Annotated in this window: 15 protein-coding genes; 6 read left to right on the top strand and 9 right to left on the bottom strand. The window is 44.6% G+C overall.

The features are described 5' to 3' along the window. Positions 1 to 62: 62 nt before the first annotated feature. From asnB to nagA, 4 genes are all read right to left on the bottom strand, one after another. Positions 63 to 1,727 (bottom strand): asparagine synthase B, encoded by a 1,665-nt coding sequence (gene asnB / locus GZN30_RS02130; RefSeq protein WP_075652190.1) that lies wholly within the window; start codon positions 1,725 to 1,727, stop codon positions 63 to 65. 209 nt (positions 1,728 to 1,936) lie between these two features. After that, the gene (locus tag GZN30_RS02135; protein ID WP_075652189.1) at positions 1,937 to 3,523 is read right to left on the bottom strand and encodes a cation:proton antiporter family protein; all 1,587 of its coding nucleotides are present in this window, start codon (positions 3,521 to 3,523) and stop codon (positions 1,937 to 1,939) included. A gap of 87 nt (positions 3,524 to 3,610) precedes the next feature. Then, complete coding sequence (nagC, locus tag GZN30_RS02140) at positions 3,611 to 4,825, bottom strand: DNA-binding transcriptional regulator NagC (protein WP_075652188.1); 1,215 nt, start codon at positions 4,823 to 4,825, stop codon at positions 3,611 to 3,613. Between the two features lie 2 nt (positions 4,826 to 4,827). Beyond that, a complete protein-coding gene (nagA, locus tag GZN30_RS02145) occupies positions 4,828 to 5,964 on the bottom strand; it encodes an N-acetylglucosamine-6-phosphate deacetylase (protein WP_075652187.1) in 1,137 nt (378 codons plus the stop codon). A gap of 480 nt (positions 5,965 to 6,444) precedes the next feature. On the opposite strand from nagA, the gene nagE reads away from it, so the two are divergent. Both nagE and glnS read left to right on the top strand, forming a co-directional pair. Next, on the top strand, positions 6,445 to 8,019 hold the full coding sequence (gene nagE / locus GZN30_RS02150; protein WP_075652186.1) for an N-acetylglucosamine-specific PTS transporter subunit IIBC: 1,575 nt from the start codon (positions 6,445 to 6,447) through the stop codon (positions 8,017 to 8,019). 247 nt (positions 8,020 to 8,266) lie between these two features. Next, positions 8,267 to 9,937 carry a glutamine--tRNA ligase gene (glnS, locus tag GZN30_RS02155; RefSeq protein WP_075652185.1) on the top strand — a complete coding sequence of 557 codons (1,671 nt, stop codon included), beginning with the start codon at positions 8,267 to 8,269 and terminating at the stop codon, positions 9,935 to 9,937. Between the two features lie 110 nt (positions 9,938 to 10,047). Here the strand turns inward: glnS and fcrX are convergent, their stop codons facing one another. After that, a complete protein-coding gene (gene fcrX / locus GZN30_RS02160) occupies positions 10,048 to 10,494 on the bottom strand; it encodes a ferric iron uptake transcriptional regulator FcrX (RefSeq protein WP_075652184.1) in 447 nt (148 codons plus the stop codon). 201 nt (positions 10,495 to 10,695) lie between these two features. Between fcrX and GZN30_RS02165 the strand changes: the two genes are divergently transcribed. Next, positions 10,696 to 11,193, top strand: a complete 498-nt coding sequence (locus tag GZN30_RS02165; protein WP_075652183.1) for a DUF4442 domain-containing protein — start codon at positions 10,696 to 10,698, stop codon at positions 11,191 to 11,193. 94 nt (positions 11,194 to 11,287) lie between these two features. Here the strand turns inward: GZN30_RS02165 and fldA are convergent, their stop codons facing one another. From fldA to GZN30_RS02180, 3 genes are all read right to left on the bottom strand, one after another. Further along, positions 11,288 to 11,821, bottom strand: coding sequence for a flavodoxin FldA (gene fldA, locus GZN30_RS02170; RefSeq protein ID WP_075652182.1), 534 nt, complete (start codon positions 11,819 to 11,821; stop codon positions 11,288 to 11,290). Between the two features lie 47 nt (positions 11,822 to 11,868). Next, positions 11,869 to 12,090, bottom strand: coding sequence for a DUF2788 domain-containing protein (locus GZN30_RS02175; protein ID WP_075652181.1), 222 nt, complete (start codon positions 12,088 to 12,090; stop codon positions 11,869 to 11,871). 84 nt (positions 12,091 to 12,174) lie between these two features. Further along, complete coding sequence (locus tag GZN30_RS02180; protein ID WP_075652180.1) at positions 12,175 to 12,939, bottom strand: alpha/beta fold hydrolase; 765 nt, start codon at positions 12,937 to 12,939, stop codon at positions 12,175 to 12,177. Positions 12,940 to 13,032: 93 nt separating this feature from the next. On the opposite strand from GZN30_RS02180, the gene seqA reads away from it, so the two are divergent. Both seqA and pgm read left to right on the top strand, forming a co-directional pair. Continuing rightward, positions 13,033 to 13,572 carry a replication initiation negative regulator SeqA gene (gene seqA / locus GZN30_RS02185; RefSeq protein ID WP_075652179.1) on the top strand — a complete coding sequence of 180 codons (540 nt, stop codon included), beginning with the start codon at positions 13,033 to 13,035 and terminating at the stop codon, positions 13,570 to 13,572. Between the two features lie 82 nt (positions 13,573 to 13,654). Further along, on the top strand, positions 13,655 to 15,301 hold the full coding sequence (gene pgm, locus GZN30_RS02190) for a phosphoglucomutase (alpha-D-glucose-1,6-bisphosphate-dependent) (RefSeq protein ID WP_075652178.1): 1,647 nt from the start codon (positions 13,655 to 13,657) through the stop codon (positions 15,299 to 15,301). Between the two features lie 302 nt (positions 15,302 to 15,603). Here the strand turns inward: pgm and GZN30_RS02195 are convergent, their stop codons facing one another. Next, the gene (locus GZN30_RS02195; protein ID WP_075652177.1) at positions 15,604 to 16,362 is read right to left on the bottom strand and encodes a DUF1853 family protein; all 759 of its coding nucleotides are present in this window, start codon (positions 16,360 to 16,362) and stop codon (positions 15,604 to 15,606) included. Positions 16,363 to 16,451: 89 nt separating this feature from the next. Here GZN30_RS02195 and GZN30_RS02200 point away from each other — a divergent pair, with 89 nt between their 5' ends. Next, complete coding sequence (locus tag GZN30_RS02200) at positions 16,452 to 17,210, top strand: Nif3-like dinuclear metal center hexameric protein (RefSeq protein WP_075652176.1); 759 nt, start codon at positions 16,452 to 16,454, stop codon at positions 17,208 to 17,210. Positions 17,211 to 17,628 lie beyond the last annotated feature (418 nt).

Here is a 17,628-nt window from a genome sequence, read left to right on the forward strand (position 1 = left end):
GTGGTTTAAAGCCAATAAAAAAGGGCGCTCAGCGCCCTTTTGTCTATAAAGTTAATTCAATGTTAATATGCGTCGTTATGAACCGCTTTTACCGCGCGCCCTGAAGGATCAGCGTTGTTTTTGAACGATTCATCCCACTCAATCGCTTTTGCCGATGAACACGCTACTGACGGACCGCCTGGAACACACTCAGCAGCCGATGGTAGCGGGAACAACTCTTCAAAGATCTCACGGTAAACGTAACCTTCTTTGGTGGTTGGCGTGTTGTATGGGAAGCGATACGCAGCGGTTTCTAATTGCTGGTCAGTGACCTTCTCTTCAGCGACTGCTTTTAAGGTATCAATCCAGCTGTAGCCAACACCGTCTGAGAACTGCTCTTTTTGACGCCAAGCAATGGCCTCTGGTAGGTAGTGCTCAAAACACTCACGTAGGATGTGTTTTTCCATTTTGCCGTTGCCACACATTTTATCTGCCGGGTTTAAACGCATTGCGACATCAATAAACTCTTTGTCGAGGAATGGTACTCGACCTTCTACGCCCCACGCCGCCAGTGATTTGTTGGCGCGAGCACAGTCAAACATGTTGAGTGCCAGCAGTTTACGTACAGTTTCTTCGTGGAACTCTTGCGCGTTTGGTGCTTTGTGGAAGTATAGGTAGCCACCAAAGATCTCGTCAGCGCCTTCGCCTGAAAGGACCATTTTAATGCCCATCGCTTTGATCTTACGTCCCATAAGGAACATTGGTGTCGAAGCTCGGATGGTGGTCACATCATAAGTTTCAATGTGGTAAATCACATCGCGAATCGCATCCAAACCTTCTTGGATGGTATAGGTCATTTCATGGTGAACCGTACCAATTTGGTCAGCGACTTCACGCGCCGCTTTTAGATCGGGTGCGCCTTCTAAGCCAATCGCAAATGAGTGCAGTTGTGGCCACCAAGCTTCAGATTTTTCATCATCTTCGATACGCATTGCGGCAAAGCGTTTTGCAACCGCAGAAGTAATCGAAGAGTCCAAGCCACCGGAAAGTAATACGCCGTAAGGTACATCCGTCATTAATTGACGTTTCACTGCCGCCTCTAATGCTTCGGTCAGCTCTTCTTTACTTGATAGGTTACCTTGTACTGCTGCGTATTCGTTCCAATCGCGAATGTAGTAACGTTGTGGTTCGCTGTCGCTACTTGCGTAGTAGCTGCCTGGAGGAAACTCGCTGATGGTTTTACATACAGGAACCAGAGCCTTCATTTCAGAAGCGACGTAGTAGTTACCGTGTTCGTCATAACCTTGATATAGAGGGATGATACCAATGTGGTCACGACCAACTAAGTATTGATCTTTCTCTTCGTCATACAACACAAAAGCAAAGATACCGTTTAGCTCTTCCAGTAGGTCTGCACCCATATCTTGGTAAAGCGCCAAAATGACTTCACAGTCAGAATCGGTTTGAAATTCGTATTTTCCTTCGTAACGAGCGCGGATCTCTTTGTGGTTGTAGATCTCACCGTTAACTGCAAGGATGTGTTTGCCATTAGGACTGTAGAGAGGCTGAGCCCCACTATTTAGACCAACGATGGCCAGGCGCTCGTGCGCTAGGATCGCTTTGTCTGATGAATAGATACCTGACCAATCAGGGCCACGGTGGCGCAACTTTTTCGACATCTCAAGTGCGATTGGGCGTAATTGGGCTGCATCACTTTTGATGTCTAAAATGCCAAAAATCGAACACATACAAATCCCTCATGTAAACTTTATTTAATCTGTTAGCTATAAACTTGCCATTCTGGTTAATAAAATCAACCTTAAGCGATAAAAAAAATGACAAAACAACGATTGGATTAAATAATATTTAATATATTTCTTAAATGTTAAAAAAAATCCACCGTTTGGTGGATTTTAGTACAAATTAGCGTAGGGTTTTGTCTAAACCATCACTAAACTTAAGGCTTTTGGAAATTTGGTTGGAGCTGGTCACAAACGTTGTTGGCAAAACCGGCACCTGCCTCGCTGTAGATATTAAATGCGGCATCGACACCATTCTCTAACAGAATGTCCATTTGATCTTGGTACTCAGCGATCGCCGCAATCTGCCCTCGGAAATTACGTGCTTGCAACTGCTCCAGTGCGATTTGGTTACCTTGGTGATGTGGCATGGCAAGAAGCACCAGTTTTACATGTGCGGTATCGAGTATGCGTTCCCAGAAATCAGGGTCGGTGGCATCACCTTGAATCACATTCCGTCCTTTCTCTCGGTGAGATTTCGCTGCTTCGTCACGTACTTCAATGCCTAAACTGATATTGCCGTAATTACTCACGAGCTCATCATAGGCACCGGTGCCGATGCGTCCCATACCAAGAATTAACACTTGTGCGCTGCCAGGATTAATCAACTGATCGCGTTGGTTAAGTTTTTCAGCGGCATGCTCTTTTAGCCAACGATTTGAGCGTTGATAAATCTCATGCCCTTTGCGGTTAATCGGTGCGGAGATAACAAACGAAATCGAAACGGCTAACGCGAGCGCGACAAGAATATCACCACTCATCCAGCCCATCTTAAATGCCAGTCCACCAACAATTAGACCAAATTCACTGAAGTTAAATAGGCTCAGTGACGCGAGTAGGGAAGTGCGTACGCGGAACTTAAATGCGTTAAGCACTAGGAAGTAAAGTAGTCCTTTAATCGGCAGCAATAGCAAGAACAGCAGTGCGAGTGCCAACCCGGTCATAGTAGGTTGGGCAGATAAGCCGATGTTGAGGAAGAAACAGACTAAGAACAGCTCTTTTAGGTTGAACAAAGATTTGGACAACTCAGAGGCTTTTTTATGACCCGCGAGCAGCATACCTAAAATGAGCGCACCAAGGTCTGCTTTCATGCCGACCAGTTCAAATAGACCTGCTCCCACAACGAGTGCGAAGAAGATGCCAAACAGGACCAACATTTCGCCATGACCGACTTTATCTAACAGTTTGTAGAAGAGGGGGCGCATTAGCGGCAGGGCAAACAGTGCGATGGCGTACCATTCAGGTATTTTGCCAGTAGATGCAGTAAGGAAAATGACGGCAAAAATATCTTGCATAACCAAGATACCGATCGCGAGCGTGCCATAGGTGGCATTCATCTCACCTTTCTCTTGTAACGATTTTACTGCGAATACGGTACTTGAGAACGAGAGTGCAAAGCCAAGCAGCATGATTTGCTCAATATTCATGGCAGCGATGCTACTCACACCAAGCACTTTTAATAACAGCAGTGCGGCGGTAAAAAGTGCGGTCGAAAGGAGATTGTGTACCGTCGCGCCTGCCCAAATTTCTTTTGAAAGTAGGGTTTTGATATCCAGTTTTAAGCCGATGGTGAATAACAGTAAAGTCACACCAAGATCGGCTAGGGTCACAATGGTCTCGTTACTCGTGTAGCCAAAGGCATTTAAGCCAAAACCAGCTAACAAGAATCCAACCAATGGCGGTAAGTTGCATTTGAGCGCGATAAAGCCTGCGGCAAATGCAGCGGTGATTAATGTAAGTTCCATATAGTTAAAGTTTTACTTCCTACAAAAAAATAAAGGCCACGTCACTGACGCAGCCTCTTATTCTAACGCAACAATGTGCTTAATCTATCAATCTTCGAGCAATTTTTGTAACAAAACGCCGTTTAACATTGCGCGTTTGATCATTGCAAAGGCACTTAATGTTGGTTGTTTGTCAATTTCTGAGGCAACAATTGGCAAATCAGTATGGAAAGTGGTTAAAGATTGGTTTTCCACGTTACGACGAATCGCAGGGAAGAGAATATCTTCACATGAGGTAATGTCACCAGCGATGATCACTTTTTGCGGGTTAAACAAGTTGATAGTGATAGCGACGGCTTTACCAAGCTGATTACCAACGCGAACTAAGCTCTGTTTCGCGAGCTCATCGCCAAGGTTAGCATGATCACACACATCTTTGATGGTAATGGTTTCTAGTTGAGCTAAGCTCGACTCGTAGCCCTGCGCAATTAATTTCTTCACACGATCTACGATTGCTGGGTTTGCCGCTACAGTCTCTAGACAACCAAAGTTACCACATTGACATTGTTCACCCAGTGGGTCGATCTGAATATGACCGATTTCACCGACGTTACGGTTATAACCTAAGAAGACTTGACCGTTAACGATAATACCAGCACCGGTACCGCGATGGACACTGACTAAAATAGAGTCTTGGCAATCTTTACTCGCGCCAAAATAGTGCTCGGCTAATGCCATGCCACGTACGTCGTTACCAACAAAGCATTCAACATGGAAGGTATTACGAATTAAGTCACCAATCGCGAGATTGTCGACGTTAATGTTTGGCATGTACTCAACCACACCTGTCTCAGGGTTAATCAAACCTGGCAGAGCGATACCGATAGCAATCAGTTGGTTGATAATGGTTTGGTTGTCTTGGATAAAGTTTTTCAGAAATTGCAGTAGACCATCAACCAACTCACCTTGGGTGGTGTAGTAAAACTCTTGGTAGTCTGTTGCTAATTCTTTGCCACCGAGATCAAACAGACTAAATTGAATGTAGTCTCGACCTAGACGCACTGCGACGGAATGGAAGGGTTCCACTTCCGTAGTTAAGGAGATCGCTCGGCGACCTCCGGTAGAGGCTTGTTGCGCGACCTCTTTAACAAGGCCGCGTTCAAGTAGTTGGCGGGTAATTTTTGTTACGCTAGCTGGCGCTAGCTGACTTACATCAGCCACTTGGATCCTAGAGATAGGACCTTGCTGGTCAATCAGCCTGTAAACCGCTGCACTATTTAGCTGTTTGACTAAATCTACGTTACCTATTTGTCCGCCATTCATGTTTACACTTGCTCGTACTGTCCGTTAACAATATTCGCTTGGATAGTGAAGTCACGATCAAAAACAGTCAGGTTTGCAACCATACCTTTTTTGATGCGACCAAGTTTGTTATCAACCTTGATTGCTTTTGCTGGATACAAAGTAGCCATGCGTAGTGCTTCATCCAATGCGATGCCGACGTGCTCAACTGTATTTTGAACTGCTTCAATCATAGTTAGCGCTGAGCCGCCCAATGTGCCGTTTTCATCAACACACTTACCATCTCGGTAATATACTTTCTTGCCTACAAAAATAAAGTAATCCATCTCAGCACCTGCAGGAGCTGTGGCATCGGTCACTAATACTAATTTTTCACCCTTAATTTTGTGAGCGATTCGAATGTTAGCATAATCGACATGGAAGCCATCTGCGATGATACCAGCATACACATCTGGCGTATCATAAATGGCACCCACAACACCTGGCTCACGACCGACCATCGGGGTCATTGCGTTGAATAGGTGAGTGGCAAAAGTAATACCACTTTCAAAGCTTTGGCGTGCTTCTGCGTAGGTTGCGTTGGTGTGACCGATAGAGACTACGATACCTGCATCACGTAAGCGTTCGATGTGCTTAGGATCGTTGTGTTCAGGTGCAAGCGTTACTTTTGTAATCACATCTGCGTTATCGCACATAAAATCAACCATGCTGTCGTCAGATGGACGGATATAGTCGACGCTATGAATGCCTTTTTTTGCAACGTTAAGATACGGACCTTCTAGGTGAAGACCGAGAGATTGGTTTTGATGCAGTGCATGGTAGTCACGAGCTGCTGCTACAGCTTGGCGCATGTTCTCATCAGATGAAGTAATCAGTGTTGGCAAGAAGCTAGTACAACCCGATTTTAGGTTTGCTTCATGCATGATTTGAATAGTTTCAGCCGTGATTTCGTCGTTGAACATGACACCGCCACAACCGTTTAGTTGCAGGTCGATAAAGCCAGGGCTCAGGTTCGCGCCTTTTAGATCATAGGTTTCGATGTCCGCTGCAAGCTCAGCGATTGGGCATACAGACTCGATAATACCATCATTGATGATCACAGCATGGTCAACGAGAACATCGCTGCCTGTATAAACTTTACAGTTGGTTAGCGCATACATGATTAACTAATCCTTATATGTTGAAATCTGGGGTTCATGGCCACTCAAATCGAAGGAAATTTCCTCACTTGTCTACTTAATTTGTGAGCTTCAATTAGGCCGCAAAATATCTTTAGCAAAGGATGATTTTGTCCTGTTCTTGCTTCACTTTCGTGCTTTCCGTCGCGAAAAAAATCTATCTTTATTTATAATTGTATCATCACGCATAAAGCCTTAACCAAACAGACTTTACCGACGATATGAGTCACTCTACATAGCAAGAATAATATCTGCTATTGGGTATTTTTTTGAATTGTAAAATAAGTTTTATGATCTCGCTAGCAAAAACCTTCCAGTAAGCCTGTTTCTGGTGATTATGATCACAAATGATAAGGTTTTAATTTGCGGAGCAAAATTAATGGCATAAACTGGCTTTGACTAAATTGAGCAACATAAAAAAGTAGCTCGGCCAAAATACAAATCCTATAGGGGGAACTTAAGGTGAATATTCTTGGATATGCACAGAAGCTAGGTAAAGCACTTATGCTACCTATCGCAACGCTTCCTGTTGCGGCGCTTCTACTACGTTTGGGTCAACCTGACCTACTAGACATTGCGTTTATGGCACAAGCAGGTAACGCAATCTTCTCTCAACTGCCTCTACTATTCGGTCTAGGTATCGCTATCGGTCTTTCTAATGACGGTAACGGTGCTGCTGGTCTAGCCGGTGCAGTTGCATACTTTGTACTAACTGCTACAGCAACGACTGTTGATGCAAGCGTTAATATGTCATTCTTCGGCGGTATCTTCGCTGGTATCATCGCAGGTCACTCATACAACGCTTTCTTCCAAACTCGTCTTCCTGAGTGGCTAGCATTCTTCGCAGGTAAACGTCTAGTACCTATTATGTCTGGTTTATTCGCGCTAGTTGCTGGTGCGGTAATGGGCATTGTTTGGCCTTCAATTCAAGGTGGTCTTGACGCTCTAGCGCACGCAGTTTCAACGTCTGGCGCAGTAGGTCAATTCGTATACGGTACTCTTAACCGTGCACTTATTCCTGTAGGTCTTCACCATGTACTGAACTCTTACTTCTGGTTCGGTATGGGTTCATGTCAAGAGATCGTAATCTCTGCAGCGTCTGCAGCAGGTGAAGCTCTTCCAAACCTAAAACAACTATGTGTGGACCCAGCTCTAGCGAAAACTCTAGTTGCTGGTCAAGAATACACGTTCAACTTTGTTAACTCTGTAACGCCAGAAATCACGGCAACGGTTAACACTGTGACTGAAACTATCAAGTCAGGCGACCTACACCGCTTCTTCGGTGGTGACAAATCTGCTGGCGTATTCATGAACGGTTTCTTCCCTGTAATGATGTTTGGTCTACCAGGTGCAGCTCTTGCTATGTACCTAGCAGCTCCAGCTGAAAAACGCAGCCAAGTTGGTGGTGCACTATTCTCAGTAGCATTCTGTTCATTCCTAACAGGTATCACTGAGCCGCTAGAATTCATGTTCGTATTCCTAGCGCCTGCACTATACGCAATGCACGCAGTATTTACTGGTCTATCTCTAGTAGTTGCTAACATGTTCGGTACTCTGCACGGCTTTGGCTTCTCTGCAGGTCTAATCGACTTCCTACTAAACTGGGGTCTAGCAACTAAACCGCTAATGCTTCTAGTTATTGGTCTTGGTTTCGGTGCTCTATACTTCTTCACTTTCAGCTTCGCTATCCGCGCGTTCAACCTAAAATCGCCTGGTCGTGAAGATGATGATGAAGCAACAGCCGGTGCACCAGCAGCTGACGCTGCAAAAGGCGACCTAGCGCGTCAATACCTAAAAGCTCTAGGTGGTCACGACAACCTAACTTCAATTGATGCATGTATCACTCGTCTACGTCTTACTCTAAAAGACCGCTCTGTAGCTAACGAAGATGTTCTTAAGAAGCTTGGTGCGAAAGGTGTAGTGAAACTAGGTGAGAACAACCTACAAGTTATCCTTGGTCCTCTAGCAGAAATCGTCGCTGGCGAAATGAAAGCTATCGGTGCTAACGAAGACCTATCTGATGTAAAACTTCCATAATAACGTCTAGTTAGAATGTCAGTGTAAAAGCCTCCTTCGGGAGGCTTTTTTGCGTTTGCGCACATTTAAAATTTAGGCTGGTTAAATAAGCAACAGTCACAAGTGATTATTTCTCAATATTAGCTCAGATCTAGTTGTGTCTTTGGCTAGAATTGTGGATGATTAGTCGTTATATGCTCTGAAAAGTCTATTTTACGTTTCAGAGCCTTTTTTCTCTGAACAATACTAAATATCTGAGGTGTTATAGATGAGTGAAGCTGAAGCTCGTCCATCGAATTTTATTCGCCAAATCATTGATAAAGATTTAGCAGATGGAACACACACAAGCGTGCATACTCGTTTTCCGCCAGAGCCAAACGGCTACTTGCATATCGGTCACGCTAAGTCAATTTGCCTAAACTTTGGTATTGCTCAGGACTATCAGGGTAAGTGTAACTTACGTTTTGACGACACTAACCCAGAAAAAGAAGACGTAGAATACGTTGAGTCAATTAAGAATGATGTGTCTTGGTTAGGCTTTGAGTGGGATGGTGAAGTTTGTTACTCATCAAACTACTTTGACAAGCTATACGAGTACGCCGTGGAATTAATTAATAAAGGCTTAGCGTATGTTGAAGAGCTAAGTCCTGAGCAGATTCGCGAGTACCGTGGCACACTTACTCAACCAGGTAAGCCAAGCCCATACCGTGACCGCAGCGTAGAAGAAAACCTAGCGCTATTTGAAAAAATGCGTGATGGTGGCTTTGAAGAAGGTACAGCGTGTCTTCGTGCGAAGATCGACATGGCATCATCGTTCATCGTGATGCGCGATCCAGTGCTATACCGCGTACGTTTCGCTTCTCACCACCAAACAGGTGACAAGTGGTGCATTTACCCAATGTACGACTTCACACACTGTATTTCGGATGCACTAGAGGGCATTACGCACTCTATCTGTACGCTTGAGTTCCAAGACAACCGTCGTCTATACGATTGGGTGTTAGATAACATTACTATCGACTGCCAACCACGTCAGTACGAATTTAGCCGTCTAAACCTAGAATACACGGTAATGTCTAAGCGTAAGCTTAACCAACTAGTGACTGAGAAATTGGTTAACGGTTGGGATGACCCTCGTATGCCAACTATCTCTGGTCTACGCCGTCGTGGTTTCACGCCTGCGGCTATCCGTGAGTTCTGTAAGCGTATCGGTGTGACTAAGCAAGACAACATGATCGAAATGAGCTCTCTAGAGTCTTGTATTCGTGATGACCTAAACGAAAACGCGCCACGTGCAATGGCGGTACTTGATCCAGTGAAAATTGTGATTGAGAACTTCGAAGAAGGTAAAGTTGAAACGCTAACCGTTGCTAACCACCCGAATAAACCGGAGATGGGTGAGCGCGCAGTGCCATTTACTCGTGAAGTATGGATCGAGCGTGAAGACTTCCGCGAAGAAGGCAACAAGAAGTACAAGCGCCTAGTGCTAGGTAAAGAAGTTCGCCTACGTGGTGCTTACGTGATCAAAGCTGAGCGTATCGAGAAAGATGCTGAAGGTAATATCACGACTATCTTCTGTAGCTACGATGCAGAGACGCTAGGTAAGAACCCAGCCGACGGTCGTAAAGTGAAAGGCGTTATTCACTGGGTATCAGCAGATCAAGGTCTACCAGCTGAAATCCGTCTATACGACCGCCTATTCACTGTACCTAACCCAGCGGCAGCAGATAACTTTGCGGCAACAATTAACCCAGATTCACTGGTTGTGCTGAACGGTTTTGTTGAACCAAGCCTAGCTTCTGCTGAAGTGGAAAAAGGTTACCAGTTCGAGCGTATGGGCTACTTCTGTGCTGACGCAAAAGAATCATCAGCAGACAAGCTAGTATTTAACCGTACAGTAGGTCTACGTGATACTTGGGCAAAGATTGAAGCTCAATAATCTCTGATTGAGAATAGTAAAATGCCAGTCAAATGACTGGCATTTTTTTTAGCCCATGTTTTTAACCCATGTTTTAGGTAATAAAAAAGCGCCTTTAAGGCGCTCTTTTATTACTTAGCTTTGTGTGCGTCAGGATTATCTTTGCACGTACCATCGCCACATTTACCATATAGGTAAAGGCTGTGGTTAGTAAGAGTTACATTGTACTTAGCTGCGATCTCACGTTGACGCTCTTCGATAACGCTGTCTGAAAACTCAATTACTTCACCACAGTCAAGACACACTAAGTGGTCATGGTGATGTTGAGTAGATAGTTCAAATACTGACTTGCCACCTTCAAAGTGGTGACGAGTTACAATACCTGCATCATCAAATTGGTTTAAAACGCGATAAACTGTCGCCAGGCCAATCTCTTCACCTAGATCGATCAGTTTTTTGTACAAATCTTCAGCACTGATGTGTTGGCAGTCAGGTTGCTGTAGTACTTCTAAAATCTTCAGTCTTGGTAGGGTTACCTTAAGACCAGCATCCTTGAGCGCTTGGTTATTGTCTGACATATACTTTCCCGTTGATGATCTGCAGTGTTTAACAGAATTCAATATTCCTACCATTATAGGGCAGGTTACCTTAACAATAAACCACGAAGTTCAAGGGGTTACTTATATTTTTGCCAAAGTTGTGTGGTGTCACGGATAAAACTGGTCAGATTAGTTACAATTTATTAACTTAATCAATATCAAGCATGGATGCTTTTCGTAATGAGTTCTTTATTTTCAAAGGTTTACAAGCCAGGCTTTGTAAAGTTTGCCTTAAATTCTTGGCCACCATTTTGGGGCAGTGGCATAAAAATTGTTTCAATTAGCGCTGATTTTCGTCAGGTAAAAGTTAAGTTGAAGTTGCGTTGGTGGAACAAAAATGCCAATCGAACCCAATATGGAGGCAGCATATTTTCTCTCACCGATCCTATTTATGCTTTGATGTTAATGGGGATTTTAGGCGAGGAATATTATGTCTGGGATAAAGAGGCGAGCATCAATTTTATTCAGCCGGGTAAAGGTGACTTATATGCTGATTTTGAGTTGCATGCTTCTCAGTTAGATGAGATTTATCAACATACAGCGATGGGAGATAAGATTTTCCCTGAGTTTATTGTGCACGTTAAAGATGAACGAGGCGAAGTGGTTGCTGAAGTTGAGCGTAAACTCTATGTGCGTAAGAAGCCTAAGTACCGTGAGGCAGTTGAGTCTCAGGCGTGAAGCTAAATACCCTCAATGGTGGGGTCAATGCATGACTTTACTCTGCTCTAAAACAAAAAAACCTCCCAAGGGAGGTTTTTATCAGATTTGATGATTAGCCTTCTAGTTCAGCTAGGCACATCTCATCATAAATCTGTTTACACCAGTTAGTTACGCGCTCGTCAGTCAGTTCTGGTTGACGATCTTCGTCGATACATAGACCAACGAATAGGCTGTCGTCACCTTCAACTAGTGCTTTAGATGCTTCGAATTCGTAGCTTTCAGTAGACGTGTTACCAAGGATAGTACCGCCTTTTGACTCAACGATGTCACGTACCGTGCCCATTGCATCACAGAAGTACTCTGCGTAGTCTTCTTGGTCACCACAACCGAAGATAGCAACAAGCTTAGTAGAGAAGTCGATTTGCTCAAGTTCAGGGAAGAAGTCATCCCAATCACACTGCGCTTCACCGTAGTACCAAGTTGGGATACCTAGAAGCAGAAGATCGAAATTATCGATGTCTTCTTTGCTGCTTTTTGCAATGTCTTGAACGTGAACTAGTTGCTTGCCTAGTTCTTTTTGAATCATCTTTGCAACAGCTTCAGTGTTACCTGTGTCGCTACCAAAGAAGATACCTACACTTGCCATAGATTCGTTACCTTTAAAATTGTCTACTTACTAGCATCAAAAGTGGATTAGCCTAAACCGGTTCCTTCCCAACTGAGTTGGATCAGTCCTTTTGCGACAAATCCGGCACAGCCAAGAAACAGCACCAACCATACTATTCTACGACCAAATGGCGGAACATTGCCTGCGTGAAGTACATCTTTAATTGCCATACCAATCAGAAAAAAGATCGAGGCAAACAATAGATCGAGACCAATAGACTCAAGCATGTTCATGTAGTCGTAAAGCATGATATCCCTTTATGCTAATTTACTTGCGCTGCACTATACCACTGTTATCTTGCAAAGTTAATGTGGAAGCTTCTCACTTTACGTTTATCCAATAAATTTACGAATGATTCGTAAGACTTCCTCGGGTTTCTCGGCATGTAACCAGTGACCAGTGTTAGCAATTATGTGGGCTTTTGCTTGGCTAAATTGCGCTTGGATCTGCGCTTGATGTTCGGCAAGTAAATAGTCTGAATTAGCTCCTTTGACAAACATAGTCGGCACATTGACAGGTTGCAGTGGCTCCCAACTCATGATGTTTTGGTAGTTATTAAACAGATTGCTCACGTTGAATCGCCAAGCCAAATGCTCATCACTCTTATAGAGCGATTTACCTAAAAACTGTCTGACACCCTCGATCTCAATATGTTGCGCTAGAATGTCCAACGCTTGTTTGCGTGAGGTAGGTTTCGCGGTTTCCACGGCGAGCAGACCAGCAAACACATTGTCATGACGATTCTCAGAGTAGCTCACTGGGGCAATATCCAGCACGACTAACTTATCGACCGCAGAGTGAAGCTGTTCAGCCACTTTCATGGCAACTTTGCCACCCATTGAGTGACCAATTAGGGTAAATCGATCAAGATTAAGATGTTGAATAAGTCGACAGACATCTTCGGCTTGAGTTTGATAGCTGTGTTGCTCTGAGTGGAATGAAAGCCCATGGTTGCGTAGATCAATGCTAAGCACTTGATGATCTTGCTTTAAATTGCGGGCGAGTAGACCTAGATTATCGAGATTACCAAATAATCCGTGGATCAAGACTATGGTGTGACCCTCACCTTCGAGTTTGTAGTTGAGCAGTTGTGACATTTTATCTTATTCGTGACTGGTTTAACGTAGAGTCTGAGAGAAGATCTCGCTATAATCGCCCCAGAGTTTAAACATAGAGATTGTGAAAAGCGAATGAAAACAATTGAGGTAGATGAAGATCTATACCGTTATATCGCAAGTCAAACCCAACACATTGGTGAGAGTGCTTCGGATATTTTGCGCCGTTTGTTAAATGTAGATGGAGATGCTCCGGTTGAGGCTCCACAACGAAACAAAGCTGCACAAGGTCTGGTGGTTAGCAAAGATGCAGTAAAAGATGTGCAGGTAGATTGCGTAAAAGAAATGCGTTCTCTGTTGATCTCTGATGAATTTGCTGGTCTGAAAAAGGCGATCGATCGTTTTATGATGGTATTGTCTACTTTACATCGTCTCGATCCTGAGGGCTTCTCTGAAGCAACTCAAGTTAAAGGTCGCAAACGTGTTTACTTTGCCGACAACGAACAGACACTCCTAGCAAACGGTAATACGACTAAACCTAAAGCGATCCCAGCATCACCTTTCTGGGTAATCACTAACAACAACACTAGTCGTAAGAGACAAATGGTTGAGCAGCTGATGTCACGCATGAGCTTCCCAGCAGACTTGATTGAGAAAGTGGCTATCTCAATCTAAGTAATCTAATTACTAGCCTCATAATCACTGCCCAGTGTTATGAGGCTTTTTTATGGCTTGTTAATTTAGAAAGGATGTCAAAATGGCTATGCACCCGCGCGCTGGACAGAAAGCCCAGCAACAGGATCTGCACAATATTCCAGCGTTAGTTTCCAATTACTTCTTATTACAACCGGATTCTGCGAACGCAGCTCATAAAGTTGAGTTCGGCACTTCGGGTCACCGTGGTAGCGCTGATAAAACGACGTTTAATGAAAATCATATTCTTGCTATTGCTCAAGCAATTGCAGAAGTGCGTGCTGAACAAGGAACAAAAGGTCCTCTGTTTGTCGGTAAAGATACCCATGCACTGTCAGAGCCAGCATTTTCAAGTGTACTAGAAGTATTAATCGCCAACGGTGTTGAAGTGATTGCTCAGCAGGATAATGGCTATACGCCGACTCCGGGTATCTCGCATGCAATTTTGACTTACAACCTAGCTAACGCTAATAAAGCTGATGGTATCGTGATCACACCATCGCACAACCCACCTCAAGACGGCGGTATTAAATACAACCCAACTCATGGTGGTCCGGCTGAAGACGCGTTGACCAAAGCGATTGAAAATCGTGCAAATGCTTTGATCGCAGAAGGTCTGCAAGGTGTTAAACGCATGCCATTGGCAGAAGCGAAAGCATCACCGCTGTTTAAGCAAGTGGACTTGGTTAAGCCATATATCGATGATCTAGTGAACGTGATCGATATGGAAGCGATTCAAAAAGCCAACTTGAAAATTGGTGTTGACCCACTAGGTGGTAGTGGTATCGATTACTGGCGTCAAATCGCTCAGGCTTACAATCTAGATCTGACTTTAGTCAGTGAAGCGATCGACCCTAGCTTCCAGTTTATGTCATTAGATAAAGATGGCGTTGTGCGCATGGATTGTTCTTCTCCATACGCAATGGCAGGTCTATTAGCACTTAAGGACGAATATGACTTGGCATTTGGTAATGATCCAGATTACGACCGTCACGGTATCGTAACGCCAAAAGGTCTAATGAACCCAAACCACTTCTTGGCTGTGTGTATTGATTATCTCTACCGCCATCGTCAAGGCTGGGGTCAAGAGGTTGCAGTGGGTAAAACACTGGTTTCAAGTGCATTGATTGACCGCGTTGTTGCTGATCTCGGTCGCGAACTGTGTGAAGTACCAGTGGGCTTTAAGTGGTTTGTCGATGGGCTTTACACCGGCAAATTCGGTTTTGGCGGCGAAGAGAGCGCAGGCGCTTCTTTCCTACGTAAAGATGGCACGCCATGGTCAACAGATAAAGATGGTATCTTGCTATGTTTGTTAGCGGCTGAAATTACCGCTGTGACGGGCAAAAACCCACAAGACTACTATGAAGAGCTAGCAGCCAAGCATGGTGAGTCTCAATACAACCGTATTCAAGCGGTAGCTAACGGTCCGCAGAAAGATGTGTTGAAGAAACTGAGCCCAGAAATGGTATCTGCAGAGACACTTGCGGGGGATGTTATTACTGCACGTCTAACGCACGCTCCAGGTAATGGCGCAGCAATTGGCGGTCTAAAAGTTATCACCGCTAACGGTTGGTTCGCTGCGCGTCCATCAGGCACGGAAGATATCTACAAGATCTACTGTGAGAGCTTCAAAGGTGCTGAGCATCTAAAGCAGATCGAAGCAGAAGCGCAAGAGATCGTCAATCAAGTATTTAAAGACGCTGGTTTATAAGCTTAAGCTAAGCATTGATTGAGAAGAGCTGACGAAAGTCGGCTCTTTGTTTTTGGAAGCGGAATACGGAGTTGGGAAGACGGAACGTTCGGCTTTGCCTCACTTACGGAAAATAACAACGTTCAATTTTTAAAATAGTCATTCCATAGAGCGAAATATTAAACTTTGTCATTCCATAGAGCGCATTAGCGCGAGTAGGGAATCTTGCTCTTCAGTTGGTTTCATGCGGCGTAGCCCTGAGCCCCTTGTTCTGCTTTTCCGTAGCTCGCGTTCCGTGAGCGCAGCGTTCCGTTTTCCGTAAGCTATGCGTTCCGCCCCGGCCACACATCTGGCACCACAAACCAAAACTGTCCACTATCGGTTTGGGCGTGGATAAAGCGCTCTGGGTTTGGCTTGATGATTGTTGCGTCAGGCGTTTTACCCGTTGCCCAGCGGATTTTTGGCAGTTCATACAGCGTTTCTTGTATTTGGTGGGCTTGAGAATAGTGGCACCAGTAACCGCTGATTTGGCTCGAATCTAGCGGGTATTCTAAGCAGTGGGTTGGGGTAGGCTCGGAATTAAATGGATTAATGTAGAGCCTGCCTTGCATGAGCAGATGGTGAGTCGCCACTTCTAATTCTGGGTGTTGCTGATGAAATTGCGCGGTAGTAGACATCGCCAACTGATGGTTGAGCATGCGCGGTAGTTTTGTCTCTAGCTGATCATGGGCATTCGGGCCAAACCAATTACCGTTGTGCAATAGATAGAACTTTACCGCCACTTCCCAATGTTCATTTTTTTGCTTGAGTTTATTGCGTACGATGAGATCGATGGCACCTAACGTTCGCCCTTGCTCAGAGAGTTGGATCTCTTCTGCGAGCACTTGATAGTTAGCACTGTTGGCAAAAGCTTGAGTGCATAAGTGTTGATAGATAAACCCTAAACGTTGGTTACCGCTGTATACCGCATTGTTGGCGAGTGGCTGGGAATTTAGAGTAGTTAAATCGCAAAATAGATCATGGTGCTCAATAAGGTTTGGGCTGGTGGTAATCCATTGATAAAACTCGTCCAAGGCACTCATATCTACTCACTATTTTGTATCGGGTTTGTTTCGACAATTGAGAATGAAGTTGTTATAACTTCGCTAAAGTCAGGATACTGGAAAGTAAGATGAATAATCTACAACTTGAAAAGATACTTAACGAAAAACTCTCACCACAATTGATTAAGGACTACAGTCCAAATGGTCTACAAGTCGAAGGTGGCGAACAAATAAAAAAAATCGTGACAGGTGTGACGGCTTCACAAGCACTGATTGATAAAGCGGTAGAGCTTGGCGCTGATGCGCTATTGGTTCACCACGGTTATTTTTGGAAAGGCGAGCCAGAGCCGATTCGAGGCATGAAAGGTAAACGTATTCGTACCTTGATTAAACATGATATCAACCTGTTTGGTTATCACTTGCCTTTAGACATTCATCCTGAACTCGGGAACAACGCTGAACTGGCGCGTTTACTCGAGATTGAAGTAGTAGGTGGATTAGAAGCTCATCCTCAATCGGTCGCGATGCATGGTCGTCTAAAACAGCCTGTAACGGGCGCTGAGTTTGCCGCACGTATTGACACAGTATTAAAGCGTAAGCCTCTCCATATCGCACCTGAGAGCGCAGAAAAGCGTATTGAAACTGTCGGTTGGTGCACAGGTGGCGGGCAAGACTATATCGAGCTTGCTGCACAACATGGTTTGGATGCATTTATTTCGGGTGAGATCTCAGAACGCACGACTTACAGTGCGCGCGAGCTGGATATTCACTACTTTGCTGCTGGGCACCACGCCACTGAGCGTTACGGGATCAAAGCCCTTGGTGAGTGGCTAGCAAGCGAACATGGCTTGGATGTGACCTTTATTGATATCGATAATCCGGTTTAAAGGGACGAGGAAAAGGAACGGACTTCATCCTACGGAACGCTGCGCTTCGGGATGCGGGGACGGGCTTTGCCTTACGAAATGCTTCGCTTACGGATATGGGAACAGGCTTCGCCTTACGGAATATGGGCCGGCTTTGTCTTATCGAGTGCTTGGCTTAAGTTTGTCATTCTATAGAGTGCGTTAGCACGAGTAGGGAATCTTGTTTTGTTGTGTAAAAGCGAGATCCACAACTCGCTCGTTCCTCGCTCTTGAGGATGACAGGGGTATGGTTATGCTCTTGAGGATGACAAATATATAAAGTGTCTCGCTCTTGAGGGGCGTAAGGTTTGATGTTCACTCTCGATTACTAAAAATCATTGACTCAACTTGTGCTCCAAACGACAAAATATCCCGCATCCCGCATCCCGCATCCCGCATC

The organism is Vibrio ponticus, assembly GCF_009938225.1.
In the GTDB taxonomy this organism is placed as follows: Bacteria; Pseudomonadota; Gammaproteobacteria; order Enterobacterales; family Vibrionaceae; genus Vibrio; species Vibrio ponticus.

What these genes read in the sequence shown, in the direction of transcription:
- asnB (WP_075652190.1), bottom strand. Translation starts at nt 1,727, where the DNA reads ATGTGTTCGATTTTTGGCATTTTAGACATCAAAAGTGATGCAGCCCAA.
- seqA (WP_075652179.1), top strand. Translation starts at nt 13,033, where the DNA reads ATGAAAACAATTGAGGTAGATGAAGATCTATACCGTTATATCGCAAGT.
- nagA (WP_075652187.1), bottom strand. Translation starts at nt 5,964, where the DNA reads ATGTATGCGCTAACCAACTGTAAAGTTTATACAGGCAGCGATGTTCTC.
- pgm (WP_075652178.1), top strand. Translation starts at nt 13,655, where the DNA reads ATGGCTATGCACCCGCGCGCTGGACAGAAAGCCCAGCAACAGGATCTG.
- GZN30_RS02180 (WP_075652180.1), bottom strand. Translation starts at nt 12,939, where the DNA reads ATGTCACAACTGCTCAACTACAAACTCGAAGGTGAGGGTCACACCATA.
- GZN30_RS02135 (WP_075652189.1), bottom strand. Translation starts at nt 3,523, where the DNA reads ATGGAACTTACATTAATCACCGCTGCATTTGCCGCAGGCTTTATCGCG.
- GZN30_RS02195 (WP_075652177.1), bottom strand. Translation starts at nt 16,362, where the DNA reads ATGAGTGCCTTGGACGAGTTTTATCAATGGATTACCACCAGCCCAAAC.
- nagC (WP_075652188.1), bottom strand. Translation starts at nt 4,825, where the DNA reads ATGAATGGCGGACAAATAGGTAACGTAGATTTAGTCAAACAGCTAAAT.
- glnS (WP_075652185.1), top strand. Translation starts at nt 8,267, where the DNA reads ATGAGTGAAGCTGAAGCTCGTCCATCGAATTTTATTCGCCAAATCATT.
- GZN30_RS02175 (WP_075652181.1), bottom strand. Translation starts at nt 12,090, where the DNA reads ATGCTTTACGACTACATGAACATGCTTGAGTCTATTGGTCTCGATCTA.
- fcrX (WP_075652184.1), bottom strand. Translation starts at nt 10,494, where the DNA reads ATGTCAGACAATAACCAAGCGCTCAAGGATGCTGGTCTTAAGGTAACC.
- fldA (WP_075652182.1), bottom strand. Translation starts at nt 11,821, where the DNA reads ATGGCAAGTGTAGGTATCTTCTTTGGTAGCGACACAGGTAACACTGAA.
- GZN30_RS02200 (WP_075652176.1), top strand. Translation starts at nt 16,452, where the DNA reads ATGAATAATCTACAACTTGAAAAGATACTTAACGAAAAACTCTCACCA.
- GZN30_RS02165 (WP_075652183.1), top strand. Translation starts at nt 10,696, where the DNA reads ATGAGTTCTTTATTTTCAAAGGTTTACAAGCCAGGCTTTGTAAAGTTT.